This is a genomic window from Pseudomonas songnenensis, assembly GCF_003696315.1.
GTDB classification, from domain to species: domain Bacteria; phylum Pseudomonadota; class Gammaproteobacteria; order Pseudomonadales; family Pseudomonadaceae; genus Stutzerimonas; species Stutzerimonas songnenensis.
Genome location: NZ_RFFN01000007.1, coordinates 59,108 through 80,115, shown reverse-complemented (window position 1 = coordinate 80,115; position 21,008 = coordinate 59,108). Strand labels below are relative to the sequence as shown.

The following is a 21,008-nucleotide window of genomic DNA, read 5'->3' as shown; positions in this document are numbered from 1 at the left end:
GCGGACCGGACTTGAATCGAAAGTCGCGCATTGTAATGGCTTGCGGCCGGTTTGGGACTGGCCGCCGGGCGAGTCGGCTGCGATGACCCGCGACCGGGGCTATGACCGCCGGCTCACGAGTGCGTCGGTGGTTCCGTTCCCACGCGTGTGCGAGGGAACGGCTGCGGTTTCGTTTACAACCTCAACATCACCTGATGGTCCCCCCCATCCAGCGCAAGCTGCACGTACCCGTTTGAACAATCGAGTGCGCGCCCATCCAGTTGTGCGTACTGGATACCGCGGTTGGCCTGGCCTGGGTTTTCCACGCGGATGGCGTAGCGCGTTTCGCCCAGCGTGATCGTGGCTTCGAACGACGGCCATTGACTGCTGATGCACGGGTCGACGATCAGCCATTCGCCTTCGCGGCGGATGCCGAGGATGCCCTCGACGCCGGCGCGATACATCCAGCCGGCAGCGCCGGTGTACCAGGTCCAGCCGCCGCGGCCGTTGTGTGGTGCGACGCCGTAGACGTCCGCCGCCACTACGTAGGGCTCGACCTTGTAGCGTCGGCTTTCTTTCGGTGTCAGGGCATGGTTGATGGGGTTCAGCAGCTTGAACATCCCACACGCCGCATCGCCATCGCCCAGCCTGGCAAAGGCGAGCATGGCCCACATCGCGGCGTGGCTGTATTGCCCGCCGTTCTCCCGCAGGCCAGGTGGATAACCCTTGATGTAGCCGGGCTCCTTTGGCGTCTTGTCGAACGGCGGGGTGAACAGCAGGGCCAGACCGTCCTGCTCGCGAATCAGGTGCTGCTGCACCGAAGCCATGGCCTGTTTTGCGCGCCCGGGGTCCGCTGCACCGGACAACACTGCCCAGGACTGGGCGATGGAGTCGATGCGGCACTCGTCGCTGTCCTTGGAGCCGAGCCAGGTGCCGTCGTCGAAGGTCGCGCGGCGATACCACTCGCCGTCCCAGGCGTTTTCTTCAAGCGAATCAGCCAGTGCCTGAGCATGCTTGCGCCAGCGCTCTGCGCGTTGGGCGTCAGCCAGCGTGCCGCGCTGGTCCGCCAGCGGCGCGAAGAGTTCGATGGTGCGCAGCAGCAGCCAGCCAAGCCAGACGCTTTCGCCCTTGCCGTGTTCGCCGACGCGGTTCATGCCGTCGTTCCAGTCACCGCCGCCAATCAGCGGCAGGCCGAGTTCGCCGGTCAGTTCCAGACACTGATCCAGGCCGCGCGCGCAGTGCTCGAACAGCGGCGCGGCGTCGCCGGCCATCATCGGCTGGAAGAAGGCGTCGTGTTCGCCGGGCTTGAGCAGAGGGCCTTCGAGGAAGGTCACCGGCTCATCGAGGATCGCCGCATCGCCGGCAACCTGAATGTAGGTCGCGGTGGCGAACGCCAGCCAGACACGGTCATCGGAGATGCGCGTGCGTACACCCTGACCGGAGTGCGGCAGCCACCAGTGCTGCACGTCGCCTTCGGGAAACTGGCGACTGGCGGCGCGCAGGATATGGCTGCGGGTGGCCTCGGGCTGGGAGAAGGTCAGCGCCATGCCGTCCTGCAGCTGATCGCGGAAGCCATAGGCGCCGCTGGCCTGGTAGAAAGCCGAGCGCGCCCAGATGCGGCAGGCCAGGGTCTGATACAGCAGCCAGCCGTTGAGCATGATGTCCATCGCCCGGTCCGGGGTTTTCACCTGCACGGCGCCCAGCACGCTGCGCCAGTGCTCGGTGACTTCCAGCAGCACGGCGTCCAGGTCCGCCTGGCGATAACGTTCGACCAGTGCCCGCGCGGCGTCTGCCGACGGGCATTGGCCGATGAAGGCGACGATTTCGATGCTCTCGCCGGCTGCCAGTTCGATGCCGGTCTGCAACGCGGCGCACGGGTCCATGCCGGCCCCGGTGATGCCGGATAGCGGCGCACCCGCGAGAAGCGCCGCTGGGGTAGTAGGCCCGCTGTTGCGACCGAGAAGCTCGCGGCGATCGGCCGTCCAGGCGGTCTGTCGGCCGCCAAGGTCGGCAAAGGCCACGCGCCCAGGGAAGGCGCTGCTCCAGGGGTTGCGTGCCAGCAGCATGCCGCAGTGTTCGTCGCGCTCGGTGATGATGAAAGGCGCATTGGCGCCCCGCGCGGTGCCGAGCACCCATTCGCTGTAGCGGGTCACCGACAACCGGCGCGGCACTGCCGACAGGTTGCGCAGGGTCAGGCGGGAAATCTTGATGGGGTCGGCCAGCGGCACGTATTCCAGCAGGTCCATGGCGATGCCGTCGGCCTGGTGTTCGAGGCGGCTGTAGCCGTGGCCGTGCCGCGCCACGTAGAGCCCCGCATCCCGGATCGGTTGGGCGGTGGGGCTGAACAGTGCGCCGCTGTCTTCATCGCGCACATAGAAGGCTTCGCCGCAGGGATCGGTAACCGGGTCGTTGGACCAGGGCGTGAGCTGGTTCTCCCGGCTGTTTTCCGCCCAGGTGTAGCCGCTGCCCTGTGCCGAAACCTGGAAGCCGAACTGCGGATTGGCGATCACGTTGATCCAGGGCGCGGGCGTGTTCGCGCCTGCGTCCAGCAGCGTCACGTACTCGCGGCCATCCTTGTCGAAACCACCCAGGCCGTTGAAGCACTCGAGGTGGGGCGAAATGTCGATAGCGGACGGCTGTGCGATGGCTGTCGAGGGTCTGGCGGAAAGGCGTGGTGCCATGAGCGGCACCTGCGAGGCGAGCAACTGATTGGCCAGTTGATTGGCGATCGGACCGCGGCGAGCGATCAGCGAAACCCGGGCCACGCTGCGCAGCAGTGCGCGCGCCTCGGTGCTCAGCAGATCGGCGCGCAGCATGTACACCGAACCCTGGGCGAGCTCGGCGCCGAAGCGCGGGCGCGACTGGCTGCTACGCACGGCGGTTTCGATGGCGATCTGCAGGTCCTGCAGGTAGGAGCTGGCGTGTTCGTTGAGAATCACCAGGTCCACCGCCAGACGCTTCATGCGCCAGTATTCGTGGGCACGCAGCAGCTGGCGAACCTGGGCAATGTCCTGCACGTCGTCGATGCGCAGCAGCACAATGGGCAGGTCGCCGGAGATCGAATGGGGCCAGAGCCCGGACTGCGCTCCGGCGCCTTCGATGATCGCCGCCGAGGGCGCGCGGAACTGCGGATCGGCATAGAGGATGGGAGCGGCCAGGCGCTGGAAGTCCGCCGCTTCCGCCGGCTTGACGTCCAGGTGACGCAGTTGCACCTGCGCCTGGGTCCAGGCCAGGGTCTTGGCGCGGTCGTAGGCGCTGCGGTCGTGGTGTTTCTCGATCAGATTGAGCAGCTCGTCCCGCGACCCGGCGACGAAGGTCCAGAACGCCACGCGGGCGACCTTGCCCGGGGCGACCCTGACGCGATACTTGAGCGCGAAGATCGGGTCGAGCACCGTGCCCACCGTATTCGAGAGCGCCAGCCCTTCGGTGATCACCGCCGCGGTGGCGACGTTCGGCCGCTGGGCGATGAAGCGGGCGCGGTCGGTTTCATACTGCGGATCGGCCACGACCTCGCCTTCCACCACTGCGAAATGCGCCGCCCACATCGGCCGTTCGCCCTCGCTGCGCAGGCGCCGGGTGGCGAGCAGTGCGCCGAAGTCGGGCAGGTATTCGGTGACCACGAACAGCTTGGCGAAGGCCGGGTGGGCGTTGTCCGTGGACGGGGTGGTCAGCACCACTTCGCTGTAGGACGTCAGTTCGATTTCGCGGGGGTTGGCGCCGCAGTTGACCAGTGATACGCGACGCACTTCGCCGTCGTCTTCGCCGGACACCAGCACGTCGAGGGTGGTGGTCAGGTCGAGATCGTGGCGAATGAACTCGGCGCGATCCTCGGCAAAGATCACCTCCTGGCTCACGGCATCGCTGTCGCCGGGCTGACCGCCGGCGGGCCAGACTCGGCCGTCGGCGGTGTCGCGCAGGAAGATGAACGAGCCGTAATCATCACGGCTGGCATCCTCGCGCCAGCGGGTCACGGCAATGTCGCGCCAGCGGCTGTAGCCGGCCCCGGCGGCGGTGAGCATCACCGCATAGCGGCCATTGCTGAGCAGATGGGTAACCGGTGCGGCACCGGCCGCGCAGGTGTTGAGGCGGCGCAGCGCCTGTGGATCACCACTGGCCTCGACCGCGCGGATCTTCACCTCTTCGGCACGCGGATGGGCAATGGCCACATCACGTGGCATGCGCTCCTGCAGCAGCAGTTCGCAGGCCTGGATCATCGGTTCGCGATGGAAGCGGGCGCGCATCTGCCCGTCCTGCAGGGTGTTGGCGATGGCGACGATGCTCATGCCCTGGTGGTGGGCCATGTAATTGCGCACGATGGCGAAGGACTGGCCGTCCGGCAGCCGCGACGGGGTGAAGTCCAGCGCTTCGTAGAAGCCGTAGCTGCCAACTGCACCCATCTGCGCCAGGCGGCGATAGTTCGCCAGCGCGCCGGGCGCATCGACCATGGTCGCCAGGCCGGTGGCATAGGGCGCGATGACCAGGTTTTCCGCCAGACCACGCTTGAGGCCCAGGCCCGGCACGCCGAAGTTGGAATACTGGTAGGTGAATTCCATGTCACGGGCATGATAGGCCGACTCGGACACCCCCCATGGGACGTTGCGGTCGTTGCCGTAGCCCTGCTGTCGTTGCACCACCAGGTTGTTGGTCTGCTCCAGCAGGCTGCCGGCCGGTGCACGCATGACCAGCGAGGGCATCAGGTACTCGAACATCGAGCCCGACCATGAAATCAGCGCCGAGCCGTTGCCCAGCGGGGTCGCGGTGCGGCCCAGACGGAACCAGTGGCGGGTGGTCACGTCGCCCTTGGCGATGGCGAACAGGCTGGCCAGCCTCGCTTCGGAGGCCAGCAGGTCGTAGCAGCTCGGGTCGAGGCTGTTTTCCGCCAGCCCGTAGCCGATCGAGAGCAGCTTGCGCTCGGGGTCGAGCAGGAAGGCGAAGTCCATCTCCAGCGCCATCTGCCTCGTCGTGCGGGAAAGCTCGCGCAGCTGTGCCTGCGTCTGGTTCAGCGTACCGCCTTGCAACTGACGGTCACGGGTGTGCTCGGCCAGGGTCCGGCCCAGGGCGTCGACCCAGAAGTGCAGGTCGGCCGACTGGTCATCCGCACTCGGCGGGGCGATTTCCAGGCTCAGGCGCGAGGCCTTTTCGGCCAGCTGGTGGAGGGTCGCGCAAAGGGTGTCGAGCGCTTGCTCTTCACCCAGCTGCGCGGCGATCTGATCGAGCAGCTCGGAGAGCGGACGCCCACGCTCGCCGCTTGTGCTCGGCAGTGCGGCCATTGCCTGACGGATCAATAGCAGGACGTCGTGCAGGCCTGCGCGGGCATTTGGCGCAGCGGGTGCGTCGAGCCATTCTTCGCAGGCGTTGGCGATGGCGATCAGATGACCGGCAAGGTTGCCGCTGTCGACGGCCGATACGTAGGCCGGCTCCAGCGCTCGCATGTCTTCGGTGGCGTACCAGTTGAAGAAATGCCCGCGATGGCGCTGCAGGCGGCTCATGCTTTCCAGGGTCGCTTCCAGACGTTCGAGGGTCTGCAGCGTGCCGGCCCAACCGAAATCACGCGCGGCAACGGCCGACAGCAGGTAGAGGCCCATGTTGGTGGGCGAGGTGCGGCGAGCGACAACCGGCTTGGGGTCTTCCTGGAAATTGTCCGGCGGCAGCATGTTGTCGGCCGGCGTGACGAAGGTTTCGAAGAAACGCCAGGTGCGCCGGGCGATCAGGCGCAGCTCCTCGGCATCCGGCTCGGCGAGTTGCTGGCCAGCAGCGGTGCGCGGTGAGCGGCTGGCCCACAAGGCAATTGCGGGGGCACAGAGCCAGAGCAGCGCGAAGGGCAGCACGACGGGCCAGGAGCCCGGCGCGATCAGCAAGGCGAAGACGGCGGTGCCGACACCCAGCGCGATGCCGCCGGCCATGCCGCGATAGAAACCGCTGAGCTTCAAACGCGGGCTGATGGCCGACTGAGCGGCGGTGGTCCATTCCAGCAGGTGATGCCGGGACGACAGCCGCGACAGCGTGCGCACGATGGCATCGCCCATGCGCCAGGCCTGGTCCGGCAGAAAGGCGAGATTCAGCCCGGTTTGCGAGGCGGCCAGGCGCAGGTCGCCGAGCAGCCGGCGCAGATGGCTCTGCGCGCAGATGCCGCTACGCGCGGGCAGCAGCGCGAAACAGATCGGCAGGAACGCCGGAATCGCCATGGTCACGAGGATCAGCGCGCTGCCGGTCAGCGCGGCGGGCAGTGGCAGCAGCCAGCACAGCGTCAGCGCCAGCAGCGTGATCGGGGCGACCAGCGAGCGCCTGAGGTTGTCGAGCATCTTGAAACGGCCGACTTCCGGCAGTGCCTGTTTGCCATGGCGGGGGCCGAAGATCCACGGCAGCAGCTGCCAGTCGCCGCGGGTCCAGCGGTGCTGGCGCTTGCCGGATACGTCATAGCGCGAGGGAAATTCCTCGACCACCTCGACGTCGGTCGCCAGGCCCGCACGGGCGAAGACGCCCTCGAACAGGTCGTGGCTAAGCATGCTGTTTTCCGGCACGCGGCCGGCGAGTGCCGCCTCGAACGCATCGATGTCATAGATGCCCTTGCCGGTGTAGGAGCCTTCGCCAAAGAGGTCCTGATAGACGTCGGACACCGCCGCGGCGTAAGGGTCCATGCCGCCAGGACTGGAGAACACCCGCTGGTAGAGCGAGCCTTCGCGGCCCACCGGCAGCGACGGGGTGACCCGCGGCTGGAGGATCGCGTAGCCGTTGATCACGCGCTGCTCGGCCTCGCTGAAACGCGGACGGTTGAGCGGGTGCGCCATCTTGCCGATCAGGCGCATCGCGGCATCGCGCGGCAGGCGGGTATCGGCGTCCAGCGTGATGACGTAGCGCACATCGGCAGGCACCTGCTGCGCGCAGCCGGCCAGCGGCATGAAGCTGGTATCGCTGGCGCCACGCAGCAGCCGGTTGAGTTCGTGCAGCTTGCCGCGCTTGCGCTCCCAACCCATCCAGCAGCCTTCGCTGGGGTTGTACTGGCGACGTCGATGCAGGATCAGAAAGCGACTGCCGCCGGGTGCCGGGCCATAGCGCCGGTTCAGATCGGCAATGGCGGCAACGGCGACGGCGAGCAGAGGGGCATCGCCGGGCAGGGTTTCCTGGTCGGCATCCAGCCCATCGGTCAGCAGCGCGAAGGCGAGATCGCCTCCGGCGCCGGCCAGGTGATGCACCTCGATGCGTTCGATCTGCTCCAGCAGGTCCGCTTCGCTGGTCAGCAGCGTCGGCACCGCGACCAGGGTGCGCAGCGACTGCGGCACGCCGGCGGTCAGGTCCAGCGCGGGCAGCGCCATGGCGCCGAAACGCCAGGTGACCAGGCGATTGACCAGCGTGGTGGCGACGTCGGTGACCGGCAGGAACGCGACCACCGCCAGCAGCGCAAGCCAGCCGGCGGTTACGCCGACCCCAGCCAGCGCCTGCAGCCCGACAGATAGCAGCAGTGCGGTCACCAGCAGGATGGAGCCGACATAGCCGACGATGCCGAGCTGCACGTTGAAGCGGCTCAGGCGCAGGCCGAGCGGCGCACTGAACCCGATGGCGCGCTCCAGTGCGAGGCGGCCTTCGCCAATCAGGTGGTAGCCCGGGTCGCCGACGCGCTCGTCCTGGGCAAGGTCCGCGGTTGGCGCGGCGTGAGCTGCGCTGAGTGCGGCTTCGGCCACCTCCAGCTCGGTCGCGCTCGAGCCGCGTGCCAGCTGTTCGATGGCGCTGCGATAGAGGTTGCGGGTGGGGAAATCCATGCTGGCGAAGGCGCTGCCGCCACGCAGTCGTGCGTCCACCAGGCTGATGCTTTCGAACAGCTCGGTCCAGTCGATATCCGATATCAGGCGCATGCTGGTGATGACATTGCGCACGCTGACGTTCGAGGCGCCCTGGCGTTGTTGCGAGTGCTGCACCACCTCGTCGATGGTGCTGCCCTGGCGCCCCAGCTCGTCCTCCAGCCAGCCCAATGCCGGGGTGGTGCGGGGGTCCTGATCGCGCAGACGCTTGGCCAGTTCCGCAGCGAAGACGACCGACATGCTTTCGCTGCCACGCGTGGCGATCTCATCCTCCAGCGTTCGCTTCGCAGAGGCAGCGGAGAGCAGGCGGCTGGCCAGCGCATCGGCGTCGGCGCGGGTGGCGCGGCCTTCGGTGATCTGGTCGCTCAGCCGGCGCAGATTCTCGATCAGCACAATGCGCAGGGTGATCGCCACGGCCCACAGCTCGCCAATGGTCAGTGGCTGAACCTGCTGATAAGCGACGATGAAGCGCCGCAGCGTTTCGGGATCGAAATGGCTGTCGCTATGGGCCACGAAGGCCCAGGCCAGGCCGAACACCCGCGGATAGCCGGCGAAAGGGCCTTCGGCCAGTTTCGGCAGCTGGCGGTAGAAGCCTGGCGGCAGATCGTCGCGAATCTCGCGAATCTGTGCTTCGACCAGGTGGTAGTTATCCAGCAACCATTCGGCAGCCGGCACTACGCTACGGCCGGCCTCCAGCTCACTGGCGCTGGAACGGTAGGCGGCAAGCAGCACCGCCGCGTTCTCGTTCAGGCGGGCATGCAGCGACGATACGACCGGCGGCCGCGTGGTGACCGGTTGAGCCGCGGCAAGGCTGCGCGCGTGGTGCTCCAGCCGTTCGGTACCGAACAGCTCTTCACGCACGGGTGCGAGGTCGCTCCATACGGGCGAGCGCTGCTGACGGCCGAGGATGTGACGGAAAACTGAGGTCATGAGCGCCTGTCCGACTAGCGGAAATAGGGGAACAGGCGTTAGTGCGCCGGCTCCTGTCGGGAGGAACCACGGCGGCAAGCTTTCGGAACAACGGGAAACCGATTGCCGGTTTCTGCCAAATCGCCGTACGGCCTCGTGCATGCACCAGACCGCGGGCGGTCTGGTAGAGGCTTCAAGAATCGGCGAGCCATGAAAGCGGAGGGCCATTGGGCCACTCCGTTTGCAGGAAGAATGCTGTCGCAGCAATTGCTCCACGATACAGCATAGGCACTTTTATTGTCGGGGCTTCGTGGTCCGGCCCTCAGACCTGATCGGCTCGCGCCAGATGCCCGACTCTGGCGCTGCACAGGTGGAGCGAGGCTTGCGTCGCCCTGGTCAGAGGCCGCCCAGCAGATCGTGCGCGTCGAGCAGGCGCCAGGCGATTTCCGGGTGCTTTTCCAGCCCGCGGCGCACGGCAGCGGCGATGGCCGGGCGGGTCTTGCGGCAGAGGCCGGGCTGTTCGGCGAATTCGACGGCGATGCCGCGCATGCTGCGCACCTCGTTGTGCCCAGGGGCGACGGTCATGCGGATGCCGAGCTGATCGCGCATGCGTTGCTGCACGCGCTCGAGATCGTCCAGGCTCTGCACGTTTTCCAGGCGTTCGAGCAGGCGGCGTTCCTCATGCCGGGTCAGCAGGAGAATGCGCACGTCGGCGCCGGACGTTTCCAGCAGCTCGTCACGCCGGCAGGTACAGGTGCCGGGCGGGCAGGATTGGCGGAGCGGTGGCGGGCTGTTCATGGTCTTCGATCATAGCCAAGCCTGCGCGACGCGCACAGCCGGTGGCCAGATGCTGGCCTGCTGATGACAAGCGCGGCGGCCTCGCGCACCATGGCGCTTCTGTTTGCGCCGGGTGCGCTTCGTTCCGTCAGGGATATTGCTGGAGAACTGTCATGCGTGTTCTGTCATCCATCCTGCTGATCGCAACGTGGTTCGTTGCCGGTGTCGCAGCCGCCGAGGAGGCCCGTTTGGTCGAAGCGATCAACGCCTACCGTGGCGACGTGCAGCGCTGCGGCAACAAGGCGAGCGAAGAACTCCCGCCGCTGACGGCCGATTCACGGCTGAACCTGCCGGTCGGCGCCGTCGGTGACCTGCAGGATGCCTTGTCCCGCGTCGGCTATCCGATGGTCACGGTGCAGGCGATCACCTTGTCCGGCCCGCGGGATGCCCAGGCTGCGATGCAGGCGCTGCGCGAAAGCTTCTGCCGGGTGATCCTCGATCCCCAGTTCACTGATGTTGGCGTCAGCCGCGAAGGTCGCGATTGGCGCATTGTGGTGGCGCGGCCATTGCTCGATGGCCGCCTGGGGGACTGGAAGGCCGAAGGGCAGAAGCTGCTGGAACAGATCAACGCCGCCCGTGCCTCCGCCCGGCGTTGCGGTACGCAGGAGTTTGCCGCTGCCGGGCCGCTCGCCTGGAACGAGACGCTGGGCGGCACCGCCGAAGCCCACAGCCGGGCCATGGCCAATGGCAACTTCTTCAGCCATCTGAGCGAAGACGGCCGCACGCCGGGCGACCGCGCCGAGCTGGCCGGTTACGCCGGCAGGCAGGTTGGCGAAAATATCGCTGCGGCATTGCCGACCGCGCGCAAGGTGCTGGACGGCTGGCTGGCCAGCCCCGGCCATTGCGCGAACCTGATGAACCCTCAGTTCAGCGAGCTTGGCGCCGCCTATGCGGTCGATCCGCAGAGCGACGCGGCCATCTACTGGACGGCGATGTTCGGCGCGCCCTGATTCGCCCGCGTGGCTGGCTCGCTTGGTGAGCGATCCTGCCAGCGCGCTGTCAGACAAACCTGTTCCCATCTTCAGGGTTGCCCTTGACCGATATCCCTACCCCTGAGCAACTGCCCGCCGTGCTGGCGGGCCCGCTATTGCGGCGTACCGAACCTGGCCTTGTGACGCTCTGGCTGGTTGGCTCGCGGCCGCTCGAGCTGTCGCTGATTCTCGAAAGCCCGGCGTTTGGACTGCAACAACGCGTTTCGCTCGACGAGCTGAGCTGCCAGCGCCTGCCGATCGGCAGGCACGCGGTACTGCACCTGATCGAGTTCGTGCCGGACGCACCGCTGCCCACCGACTGCCTGATCGAGTACGACCTGCGCATCCACGATGGTGCAGTGGAGCAGGGCATCGCCGACTGGGCACCGCATCTGCTCTACGACGGCGCGACGCGACCGAGCTTCGTCATCAAGTCGCGGCTTGATCGTGTGCTGCATGGTTCCTGCCGCAAGCCGCACCACGCCGCGGCAGATGGCCTGCTGTGCGTCGATGAATTGCTGGGTGACGCGCTGAACAAGCCGGCCGAGCGCCCGGCCGTGTTGCTGATGACGGGCGACCAGGTCTATGCCGATGATGTCGCGGGGCCGATGCTGGTGGCGATCCATGCGTTGGTGCGCCGGCTGGGGCTCTATGGTGAACAGCTCGAAGGCGCGGTGGTAAGCGACAGCGATGAGCTGATGACCCATCCGGCGAGCTATTACCGTCGCGAGCAGCTGTTGCCCGCATTCAAGTCAAACGAGGCGCTGCGCGAGCGCTTCTTCGGCGGCGTGGAAAAGCCGGTGTTCACCACCGCCAACGGGCAGAACCATCTGATCAGCCTGGGCGAGGTCATGGCGATGTACCTGCTCGTCTGGTCGCCGACGCCCTGGTCGCTGATCGCCCCGCAGGTGCCGCCGCTCGAACCGGACCAGGCCAGACGCTATCGCGCCGAAAACGCCTGCCTCGACGCCTTCCGCGAAGGCCTGCCGCGTGCGGCCCGGGCGCTGGCTCATGTGCCGTCGCTGATGATCTTCGATGACCACGACATCACCGATGACTGGAATCTCTCCGCGCGTTGGGAAGAGACCGCCTACGGCCATCCGCTGTCGCGGCGCATCATCGGCAACGCTTTGCTCGCCTACCTGCTGTGCCAGGCCTGGGGCAACGATCCGACGCGTTTCGCCGAGTTGCTGGGGCCGCTCGGTGAACTGCTGGCGACGGCAGACGACGGCTGGCTGGATTGCGCGGCGCAGGATCAGCTGATCGATGCGCTGTTCAGGCTCGACGGCTGGGGCTACGAGCTGCCCACCGATCCGCCGCTGGTGGTGCTCGACACGCGCACCCGGCGCTGGCGCAGCGAGCGCAACCTCAGTCGCCCGTCCGGCCTGATGGACTGGGAGGCGCTGAGCGAATTCCAGCAGAACATTCTCGACAAGCCATCGGTGCTGATCGTCTCGCCGGCACCGATGTTCGGCGTCAAGCTGATCGAGGCGGTACAACGGGTGTTCAGTTGGGCTGGCCAGCCGCTGCTGGTGGATGCGGAGAACTGGATGGCCCATCGCGGTGCGGCCCACGTGATGATGAATATCTTCCGCCACACACGAACGCCGGGTAACTACGTGGTGCTGTCCGGCGATGTGCATTACTCCTTCGTCTACGAAGTGCACATTCGCGGTCGCAATACGGCGCCTCAGCTATGGCAGATCACCAGCAGCGGTGTGAAGAACGAGTTCCCGCGGCGCCTGCTGGACTGGTTCGACCGCCTCAACCGCTGGCTCTACGCGCCCTGGTCGCCACTGAACTGGCTGACCAAGCGCCGCAGGCTGGAAGTCGTGCCGCGCGTGCCGGACCGCAGCAACGCCGGCGAACGGCTATGGAACGGCTCGGGCATCGGCCTGCTGGTGCTGGACGAGCAGGGCAGGCCGCGCGAGATCTACCAGCTGAATGCCGACGGCACGGCACCGGTGGCTTTTCTCGGTGAGCGATCCAAGCCCTGTGGCGAGAGGCCTGCTCCCGCGTAACCTTGCGGTCACGCGCGTCGCTCCGCATCGCTGACCAGCATCCGTTCGGATCGCAGCTCTTCCAGGGCTTGGCGGGTGATCTGCACCGCCGCGCTGATCGAGAGCAACGCCATGATCGTCGCCACGATCAGGTCGGGCCAGCCGGCACCGGTGCCGAATACCCCGAGCGCTGCGAGCATGACGGCAAGATTGCCCAGCGCATCGTTACGGCTGCACAGCCACACGCTGCGCATGTTGCTGTCGCCTTCGCGGTAGGCATAGAGCATGAGCGCCACGGCGACGTTGGCCAGCAGCGCGATGGTGCCGACGACACCCATGGTCGACGCATGCGGCACGCTGCCATCGATGAAATTGCCGATGGCGACCACCAGGATGAATACACCGAACAGACCCATGGTCAGCGCCTTGGCCAACGATGCCCGCGCTCGCATCGCCACCCCGAGGCCCAGCACGAACAGGCTGACGCCGTAGTTGGCCGCATCGCCGAAAAAATCCAGCGAGTCGGCCAGCAGCGAGACCGATCCGGAGCGCACACCCGCGCCGATCTCGACGCCGAACATCACCAGATTGATCAGTAGCGCAAGCCAGAGAATGCGCCGATAGCGTCCGCGTGCCGCCGTGGTGGTGCAAACGCCGCTGCAACAGTTTCCCGCCATGACATCGCCTCCCGTTGTCGATGGCGCTACGCTAAACCCTGTAGCCACTACAGGGTCAAGCGATGCCACTTACCATCGGCAAACTCAGCAAGGCCACGGCAGTGAACGTGGAGACCATCCGCTATTACGAACGCATCGGGCTGCTGGCGGCACCGTCGCGCACCGAGTCCGGCTATCGCACCTTCAGCGAGCAGGACGGCGCGCGGCTGCGCTTCATCAAGCGTGGGCGGGAACTCGGGTTCACCCTCGACGAGATTCGTACCCTGGTCGAACTGGCGGATCAGCCGGAGCATGCCTGCACCGATGTCGATCGCCTGGTGCAGACGCATCTGGTCGAAGTGCGGCAGCGCATCGCCGATCTGCAGCGGCTCGAAGCGGAACTGCAGCGCCTGGCGGGTTGCAGCGAATCCTCGGTTCGCGAGTGCCGCATCATCGAGACCCTGACGGGCACGCGGCAGCCCTAGTGCCGCTGTGCTGCCGACTCGGGGCGCAGGCACCGCACATCGAGATGTACGGCGCTGACGAAACGCCCGGTCTGCCCTCGGGTTCCAAGGCAATGTCACCAAAGCCCATTGTTGCCAGAGGAACACTGCCATGATCGATCCAGACGACCCACTCAAGGATGGTCTGACCCCGCCGGATTACGACGAGTACGGCGACGTGCCGGACTCGGGCGAAAACGATGCCGATTCAGGCACCGATTCGAACGACCAACCGGAAGCCGACCAGAGCCCGCTCGGTTAGGCCCCTGCGCCAGGGGCTCTACCCGACGTCGTGCAAACGCTGCATCTGCTGGACAATTCGAGCCGCCCGGCCTAAAAAGGCGCGCTGCGCCGCGAGGCGTAGGCGCCAACCGGCAGCAGTGTCCAGAAGCAGGTGAATCGTGAGAAAGAAAAAGCCCGTAGACCCCGTCCGCCAGGCCGAAAAGAATCGTGCCCACCGCATCGGCTGGCTGATCGCCCTGGCCGGCATCGTGGTGGGTTTCGCGCTGGTGATGGGCAAGTAGGCACATCTCACCGCGGCCAGCCAGGCGGCAGCCGCGGTGCCGGTGGACATGCGAGGCGTTGTCCACCTGCGAAGATGCGGACGTGGGTGGTGTCAGGTGTACGTGGCGCCTCTGGCATTCACGTACAGCGCGTAGATGCCGTGGCTGCTGGCCATGAACAGGCGATTGCCCTGCGTGCCGCCGAAGCACAGATTAGCGCAGCGCTCCGGCAGGTGAATGTGGCCGATCGCCTCGCCTGCTGGGTTGAACACGCGCACACCATCCAGTCCTTCCGGGCTCGCCTCGGGTGAGCCGGAGCTTCCCCAGCCGCACCACAGGTTGCCGCCCTCATCGCATTTGATGCCATCCAGCGCGCCATGGGCGGTGGCTTCGATGTGCTTGCTGCGCTCGCCCAGCGTGCCGTCGGCGTTCACCTTGTAGGCCCAGACCAGCCGGTTCGGCTTGGCGCGCCCCTCCACCACATAGAGCGTCGTTTCGTCCGGCGAGAAACACAGGTCGTTGGGGCCGGCGATGCCGTCGATCACCCGCGTGACCTCCAGGGTCTCGCCGCGAGAATCCTGCCCGCATACCCGTCGTTGAATTCGCGGCCGGGATAAGGGAAGGACTTGCGCGGTGATGACGGCGGCGATCAAGCAGCCAGATTGATGGCATCTAGCTATACCCTGATAAGCATTTGCATATACGAACGATTCTGTCTCCTTCTATAATCCGCCACCTTTTTCTCCGAGGCGGCCACGCATGGGCGTTTTCGAGTCTCTCCAGCAGTTCCTGATCGGCCCGATCCTGCATCAGCTCACCAGCTTTTTCGACGTCAACGGCCGCCTCGGCGTGCTGTTTCTTTCGGTCTCCTACGCGGTGGCCTATGCCTTGTTCCGCCATCGAAAACGGCACGGGCTGACGGAGGCCGGCTCGTTCTGGCAGTTTATCGGCGGCTGGCGAGTGCACTGGCATCCATCGGCGCGCCTGGACTATCGCTACTACTTCGTTCGCGGTGTGCTGAAAGTCGTGCTGGTGGTGCCGATCGTCGCGCTCGTCGACCCGTACATCCTCCGCTCGGGCGACTATCTCGCTTTCTTCACCAACCTGTGGGGCGCGCGCCCGCAGATCGGGCAGAACCTGTCGTTGTCGTTGCTCTACGGTCTCGGTGTGTTCGTCATCAGCGACTTTGCCGGCTACTGGGTGCACCGGGCCTTCCACAGTCGCTGGTTGTGGGAGTTTCACAAGGTGCATCATTCGGCACCCGTGATGGTGCCGCTGACTGCCAGTCGCGTGCATTTCCTGGAAAAGGTGGTCGGCCGGCTTGTCGACCTCGTGTTGCTGAGCGTCTATGCCGGGCTCTTCTGGTACGCCTGCGGCGGTGAAGTCAGCCGCTACACGCTGTTCGGGGTGACCTATCTCGTGTTCATCTTCAATGGCCTGGCATCGAATCTGCGGCACAGTCACGTCTGGCTTTCGTTCGGGCTGCGCATCGAGCACATCCTCAATAGCCCGGCGCAGCACCAGATTCACCACAGCGATGCACCTCGGCATTTTCACAAGAACTTCGCCACCAACCTGTCCATATGGGACTGGATGTTCGGCACGCTGTACGTCACCAGCGCCAAACCGGAAGACATCCGCTTCGGCACGGCCGAGCAGGATTCGCACCGCTACCTGACGCTCTACAGCCTCATCGTCATGCCGTTCGTGGATACCGCGCGCAAGCTGATACCGGTCAGCACGCCGCGGCGGGCAGATTACTGAGCCAGCGCGTGCGGCCAGCGTGTCGGGGGCTGGCGCGTTTCAACAGCGCTCGTACAATCGCGCTCCATACGCAGCGGACAGCCTGTGGCTGTCCTGCGCGGGTTGCCGACACTGAACGATCTTGAGAGGAATACCATGCCGACCTACGACTACCGCTGCGAAGCCAACGGTCAGGTGTATGAAGTTCGCCACGCCATGGCACTGCGGCCGAAGACCTGGGGCGAACTACGCGCCGCCGGTGCGCTGGCCGAAGATGCGACCATTGCGGACAACACGCCGGTGACCAAACTGATGACCGCCGCTGGAGTGGTCAACAGCCGCGTGTTGAAGAATCCGGAAGCGCCGGCATGCGCCCGCGGCGGCTGTGCCGGCAATTGCCGCTGAGTCAGCTCGCGGATCCTGATGTGCCGCCGGTAGGGTGTAAAACGGCGAAGCCTTTTCCACGCCGCTTCGCTAGTAGCGCATCTGCAGCGTAATCCTGGTGGGCTCGCCGGCAGTGATGTCGAAGGCGCTGTCCTCGAACGACGGCGGGCCCATCACCTTGGGATTGTTCGACAACCCGTAGCCTTCCGTTGGGATCATGCCGAAGCGGCGATCCATCTCGCCGTTGTCATTCTCGTCATGATAGGCCAGTACCGCGTAGCGCCCCGGAGGCACGTCCTGGAATACCAGCGTCACGGCTCCCTGCTCGGCCTTGGCCTTCTGCGCGGCGAACGCCTGGTCGTCCTTGCGGAAGGTCTTCGCGCTGGAATAAACCGCTACGGCCACCTGGCCGTTGTCGTGCTGGATGCCGTCGAGGGTGACGTGCAGTTCTTCGGCATAAGCCGTGGGGATCAAGAGGGCGAGGGCAACGCCCATAATCGGAAGTGCTTTCATGCTGTGCTCTTGAAGTCGAGGATGCGGAAGTCGCTGGATTCAACGGTGGCCGGCGACGCTCGGGTCGATCGCTGTCATCTTCAGCGAACTAGCGAAGCGTTGTCCACGCGTGGCGCATCCATCGTTCGGTCAGAACTGCGGCCCGGAGCGGGTGTTGTTGCCCTTGGCCAGGCGGTCGTAGAGCACCACGTTCACCGTCGCGGCGAGGTTCATGCAGCCGTTGGTGGGGATGTACACCACGTCCTCGCACCAGTCGCGGATTTCCTTGCTCAGCGAGCCGTCCTCAGCACCGAAGATGTACAGCGCGCGGTCCGGGTGCGTGTACTCGGGCAGGGCGCGGGCGCCGTCGACCAGCTCCACCGCAACCGGCACGCAGCCGAGTGGGAGAATCTTGCGCAGGTCGTCGATGTTGATCAGCGGAATGTCCTGGTGGACCTTCTTGGTGTCGGTGACGAAGTCCTTGGCGCGGTCGTAGCGGGTGCCGGTGTAGAACACCGAAGCGGCGCCATAGCAGCCTGCGGCACGCATGATCGCCCCCACGTTGGACGGCGATTTCGGGTTGCTCAGGCCGATGCAGGCATAGCGTTTGTTGCTCACGGAAGGGACTCGCGCGGAAAACGCGCGAGTATACGGGACGGTTTGGTCGGCAAAAGGTTTTTCACGCGGCGCGACCGGGTCAGGGAATGAGCTTGCGCGCCCGCAGCCTGGCGAAGACATCGAAGAACGCCTCGTCGCTGGCCTGGTAATCCAGAAAGCCGAGCCTGCGACTCTTCGACATGTCCGTCACCACCTCGATCGGGCGGCCAAGATCGGCATCGGTGTGCCACGGCGAGATGAGCGTGCTTATATCCGCCTCGGCGAGGCCGAAGTGCTTGGCCATGTCGCTCCAGATTGCCGCGTCGCCCGCCATCTGCTGTTCCAGCGGGGCCGGGCCGTCGAACGGCGCAGCGTCGATGCCGAACCACTCGGCAATGCGCGACCACATCCATTTCCAGCGAAACACGTCGCCATTGACGACGTTGAAGGCCTGGTTGGCGGCTGCCGGCGTGCTGGCGGCCCAGCGCAGGTGCCTGGCGAGCTGGCCGGCGTCGGTCATGTCGGTCAGGCTGTTCCACTGCACGTCCGAGCCCGGAAAGCGGAAAGGCCGCCCCGTGTGGCGGCAGATGGAGGCGTACACGGCCAGCGTGGTGGCCATGTTCATCGCATTGCCGACCGCGATGCCGGTGATGGTGTGCGGCCGGTGCACGCTCCAGCTGAAGCCATCGCGTTGCGCTGCGGCAAACAGCTCATCCTCCTGGGCGTAATAGAAGTTCTCGACATCCAGCCGCCCCTGTTCCTCGCGGAACGGCGTCTGCGGCAGCGCACCCTTGCCGTAGGCTTCGAACGGGCCGAGGTAATGCTTGAGGCCGGTGACCAGGGCCACATGGCGAACCGTGCCTGTCGGCCGGACGGCTTCGAGCACGTTGCGTACCATCTGCGCGTTGACGCGGATATTCTCCGCCTCGCTGGCCTGGCGCGCCCAGGTGGTGAGGAAGACGTGAGTAGGCGAAACGCCGGCCAGTGCCGAGGCGAGGGCCGTCGGGTCCAGCAGATCGGCGCTGATCGGCGTGACATCCGCGTCGGTGTTCGGCCGGCGAGCCAACCCGGCAACGTTCCAGCCTTCATCGGCCAGCAGGCGCGACAGCGCGCTGCCGACGATACCGCTCGCGCCGACCACCAGTGCTTGATTTGTCATGTGCAGACCCCCACAAAGCGAAACAGGCCTGCACCTTATCCACTCGAAAACGCCGATCCAAGTCGGCACCAAATGGTGACCATCCCCCATGCAACCGGGCTCTGACGAAGAACAATGGCGTGAAGACTGCGCGCCGAGGCGCGTGCTCGAACTCTTCGCCACCAAGTGGACCAGCATGATTCTGCACACGCTGCATGCCCGGCATGGAGGCACTTCACGCAGCGGCGCCTTGCACCGCAGCCTGCCTGGCATCTCCAAGAAAATGCTGATCCAGACGCTTCGTGAACTGGAGCAAAGCGGCCTGATCGAGCGCCACACGCTCGATTCGGTGCCGCCGGCGGTGAGCTATGCGCTCTCGCCGCTGGGCCAGCTGATGGTTGAACCCATCGAACTGATCTACGACTGGGCAAGGCAGAACTCCCGAGCGCTGGATCAGCTGCAGCCAAGAAGCACCTCGCGCAGGCGGGGCTAGATCGCGTTGGCGATCTGCTCGCGCAGCCATTGGTGTGCCGGGTCGCGATGGGCGCGTTCATGCCAGAGCATGGCCATTTCGTAGCCGGGAATCTCCAGCGGCGCCTCAACGACCTGCAGTGCGGCGCCCTGCACCAGCCGTTCGGGCAACATGGCCACCAGATCCGTGCTTTCCAGCACCGAGCGCAAGAACAGGAAATGCGGCACCGACAGCACCACAGGTCGTTGCAGGCCGTGCGCGGCCAGCACGTCATCGGTGGCACCGTGAAAGCCGCCGCCATCCGGCGAGACGATCACCTGATCCAGCGCGCAGAACTGCTTCAGCGTCGGCCGTCGCCGCAGGCGCGGATGCCCGGCGCGGCCGGCCAGCACGTAACGCTCGGTGAACAGAACGCGGCGGCGCAGGTTGGACGGCGATCCGTCGACGGTGTGCAAGGCGAGGTCGATATCACCCTGTTCTGCCTGGCGGGCGATGCGTGAAGGTTGCATCTCGACCACGGCGATGCGTGTGCCCGGTGCGGCGCAACGCAGGCCGGCCAGAGCGGGCAGCACAATGGCCGACTCGCCATAGTCGCTGGCTGCGATACGCCAGACGTTCTGCGCAGCGCCAGGGTCGAACGGGCTGGCTGGCGCGACGGCTTGCTCCAGCGCTTGCAGTGCCAGGCGCAAGGGCTCGCGCAGTTCTTCTGCGCGTGGGGTCGGGCGCATGCCCCGCGGCCCAGGTATCAGTAGAGGATCGTCGAAAATGTCCCGCAGCTTGGCCAGGTGCACGCTCACCGAGGGCTGGGAAAAATTCAGCCGCTCTGCGGCGCGGGTGACATTGTGCTCGGCCAGCAACACATCCAGGGTCACCAGCAGATTCAGATCGAGACGTCTGAGATTATTCATGGCAATACCTGAGATATGGCTTATTCATTTCAAACATACCTGGGCAAGCCACATTCTGCAGCCGTCCCGCTACGGAGGTTTCCCATGAATGTTCTGCTTGTTTATGCCCATCCCGAACCGCGCTCGTTGAATGGCGCGCTGAAGGAATTCACCGTCCACCGCTTGCAGGCGGCTGGCCATCAGGTCCAGGTTTCCGACCTGTATGCCATGGGCTGGAAGGCCGCGATCGATGCCGGCGACAGTCTAGATCGCGACCCCGAAGCGCGTTTCGATGCTTCCGAGGATTCCCGACGCGCGTTTGCCAGTGGCCGGCAGAGTTCTGACATTGCGGCTGAGCAGGACAAGCTGCGCTGGGCGGATGCGCTGATCCTGCAATTCCCGCTCTGGTGGTTCTCGATGCCGGCGATCCTCAAGGGCTGGGTCGACCGGGTATATGCCTACGGTTTCGCTTATGGCGTTGGCGAGCACTCGGATGCGCGCTGGGGCGATCGCTACGGCGAGGGCTCGATGGTCGGCAAGCGGGCGATGCTGATCGTGACTACCGGCGGCTGGGAATCACACTACAGCCCGCGGGGGATCAACGGGCCCATCGAGGACCTGCTGTTCCCCATCCATCACGGCATCCTGCATTACCCGGGTTTCGATGTGCTGCCACCGGTTGTGGTGCACCGCACCAGCCGTATCGATCCGGCGCGATTCGACACACTCCGCGACGAGCTGGGTGAGCGTCTGGACCACCTCTGGCACACGAAGCCTATCGCCTATCGCAAACAGAACGGCGGCGACTACGACATACCGGCGCTCACGCTCAAAGCCGACGTAGCACCAGGGCAGGTCGGCTTTGCCGCGCACGTCGAACAGCCGTAACAGCGCATGGGCAGAGGCGATCACTGGACGCCTCCGTCTTGCACCGCCTGTGTGCGACTGGGAAGCACGTTGCGCACGGCCTTGTCGGCCAGAGCCAGGTTCTGTTGCGCCACAGAGCCGGTTTCGTCGGTGCCTGCGCTCGTTCACGCGGCGAGGTGTGGGCCAATTCCATAATCAGACTGGCAACTTGCTCGATACACGCCAGGCGCATCCGTCGGCCGCGCTGGCTGTGATTATCTGTTTGGGCACCGCT

General features: G+C 65.7%; 16 protein-coding genes and 1 pseudogene. 9 read left to right on the top strand and 8 right to left on the bottom strand.

The features are described 5' to 3' along the window. Nucleotides 1-173 precede the first annotated feature (173 nt). Nucleotides 174-8,705 carry a GH36-type glycosyl hydrolase domain-containing protein gene (locus EA798_RS17115; RefSeq protein ID WP_122099725.1) on the bottom strand — a complete coding sequence of 2,844 codons (8,532 nt, stop codon included), beginning with the start codon at nt 8,703-8,705 and terminating at the stop codon, nt 174-176. A gap of 375 nt (nt 8,706-9,080) precedes the next feature. After that, nucleotides 9,081-9,482 (bottom strand): hypothetical protein, encoded by a 402-nt coding sequence (locus EA798_RS17110; protein WP_122099724.1) that lies wholly within the window; start codon nt 9,480-9,482, stop codon nt 9,081-9,083. A 152-nt stretch (nt 9,483-9,634) separates the two neighbouring features. Here EA798_RS17110 and EA798_RS17105 point away from each other — a divergent pair, with 152 nt between their 5' ends. Both EA798_RS17105 and EA798_RS17100 read left to right on the top strand, forming a co-directional pair. After that, nucleotides 9,635-10,471 (top strand): CAP domain-containing protein, encoded by an 837-nt coding sequence (locus tag EA798_RS17105; protein WP_122099723.1) that lies wholly within the window; start codon nt 9,635-9,637, stop codon nt 10,469-10,471. Nucleotides 10,472-10,590: 119 nt separating this feature from the next. Next, nucleotides 10,591-12,513, top strand: coding sequence for a metallophosphoesterase family protein (locus EA798_RS17100; RefSeq protein WP_122099722.1), 1,923 nt, complete (start codon nt 10,591-10,593; stop codon nt 12,511-12,513). Nucleotides 12,514-12,521: 8 nt separating this feature from the next. Here EA798_RS17100 and EA798_RS17095 read toward each other — a convergent pair whose 3' ends face one another. Continuing rightward, a complete protein-coding gene (locus tag EA798_RS17095; protein ID WP_106155318.1) occupies nt 12,522-13,169 on the bottom strand; it encodes a cation efflux transmembrane domain-containing protein in 648 nt (215 codons plus the stop codon). A gap of 62 nt (nt 13,170-13,231) precedes the next feature. Here EA798_RS17095 and EA798_RS17090 point away from each other — a divergent pair, with 62 nt between their 5' ends. The 3 genes from EA798_RS17090 (at nt 13,232) to EA798_RS20815 (ending at nt 14,175) form a co-directional block, all read left to right on the top strand. Further along, nucleotides 13,232-13,633, top strand: a complete 402-nt coding sequence (locus EA798_RS17090) for a MerR family transcriptional regulator (protein ID WP_122099721.1) — start codon at nt 13,232-13,234, stop codon at nt 13,631-13,633. Between the two features lie 130 nt (nt 13,634-13,763). Beyond that, on the top strand, nt 13,764-13,913 hold the full coding sequence (locus EA798_RS20670) for a hypothetical protein (RefSeq protein ID WP_165362555.1): 150 nt from the start codon (nt 13,764-13,766) through the stop codon (nt 13,911-13,913). A 139-nt stretch (nt 13,914-14,052) separates the two neighbouring features. Further along, complete coding sequence (locus EA798_RS20815; protein WP_003281475.1) at nt 14,053-14,175, top strand: hypothetical protein; 123 nt, start codon at nt 14,053-14,055, stop codon at nt 14,173-14,175. A 92-nt stretch (nt 14,176-14,267) separates the two neighbouring features. Here EA798_RS20815 and EA798_RS17085 read toward each other — a convergent pair. Continuing rightward, nucleotides 14,268-14,723 (bottom strand): annotated as a pseudogene (locus EA798_RS17085) (SMP-30/gluconolactonase/LRE family protein); the annotation flags it as partial. A 190-nt stretch (nt 14,724-14,913) separates the two neighbouring features. On the opposite strand from EA798_RS17085, the gene EA798_RS17080 reads away from it, so the two are divergent. Continuing rightward, nucleotides 14,914-15,918, top strand: a complete 1,005-nt coding sequence (locus EA798_RS17080) for a sterol desaturase family protein (protein ID WP_122099720.1) — start codon at nt 14,914-14,916, stop codon at nt 15,916-15,918. Nucleotides 15,919-16,053: 135 nt separating this feature from the next. Then, the gene (locus tag EA798_RS17075; protein WP_122099719.1) at nt 16,054-16,302 is read left to right on the top strand and encodes an FmdB family zinc ribbon protein; all 249 of its coding nucleotides are present in this window, start codon (nt 16,054-16,056) and stop codon (nt 16,300-16,302) included. A 69-nt stretch (nt 16,303-16,371) separates the two neighbouring features. Here EA798_RS17075 and EA798_RS17070 read toward each other — a convergent pair whose 3' ends face one another. From EA798_RS17070 to EA798_RS17060, 3 genes are all read right to left on the bottom strand, one after another. Beyond that, complete coding sequence (locus EA798_RS17070; protein WP_106155314.1) at nt 16,372-16,794, bottom strand: DUF2141 domain-containing protein; 423 nt, start codon at nt 16,792-16,794, stop codon at nt 16,372-16,374. 129 nt (nt 16,795-16,923) lie between these two features. Beyond that, a complete protein-coding gene (locus EA798_RS17065) occupies nt 16,924-17,391 on the bottom strand; it encodes an RNA methyltransferase (protein WP_122099718.1) in 468 nt (155 codons plus the stop codon). Between the two features lie 79 nt (nt 17,392-17,470). Next, entirely contained in the window at nt 17,471-18,529 is a 1,059-nt protein-coding gene (locus EA798_RS17060; RefSeq protein WP_122099717.1) for an SDR family oxidoreductase, read from the bottom strand. Between the two features lie 88 nt (nt 18,530-18,617). Here EA798_RS17060 and EA798_RS17055 point away from each other — a divergent pair, with 88 nt between their 5' ends. Further along, a complete protein-coding gene (locus EA798_RS17055) occupies nt 18,618-19,001 on the top strand; it encodes a winged helix-turn-helix transcriptional regulator (RefSeq protein WP_122099716.1) in 384 nt (127 codons plus the stop codon). Here the strand turns inward: EA798_RS17055 and EA798_RS17050 are convergent. Next, complete coding sequence (locus EA798_RS17050) at nt 18,998-19,888, bottom strand: LysR family transcriptional regulator (protein WP_122099715.1); 891 nt, start codon at nt 19,886-19,888, stop codon at nt 18,998-19,000. The genes EA798_RS17055 and EA798_RS17050 overlap by 4 nt on opposite strands. A gap of 84 nt (nt 19,889-19,972) precedes the next feature. Here EA798_RS17050 and EA798_RS17045 point away from each other — a divergent pair, with 84 nt between their 5' ends. Then, complete coding sequence (locus EA798_RS17045; protein ID WP_122099714.1) at nt 19,973-20,755, top strand: NAD(P)H-dependent oxidoreductase; 783 nt, start codon at nt 19,973-19,975, stop codon at nt 20,753-20,755. Nucleotides 20,756-21,008: the final 253 nt, after the last annotated feature.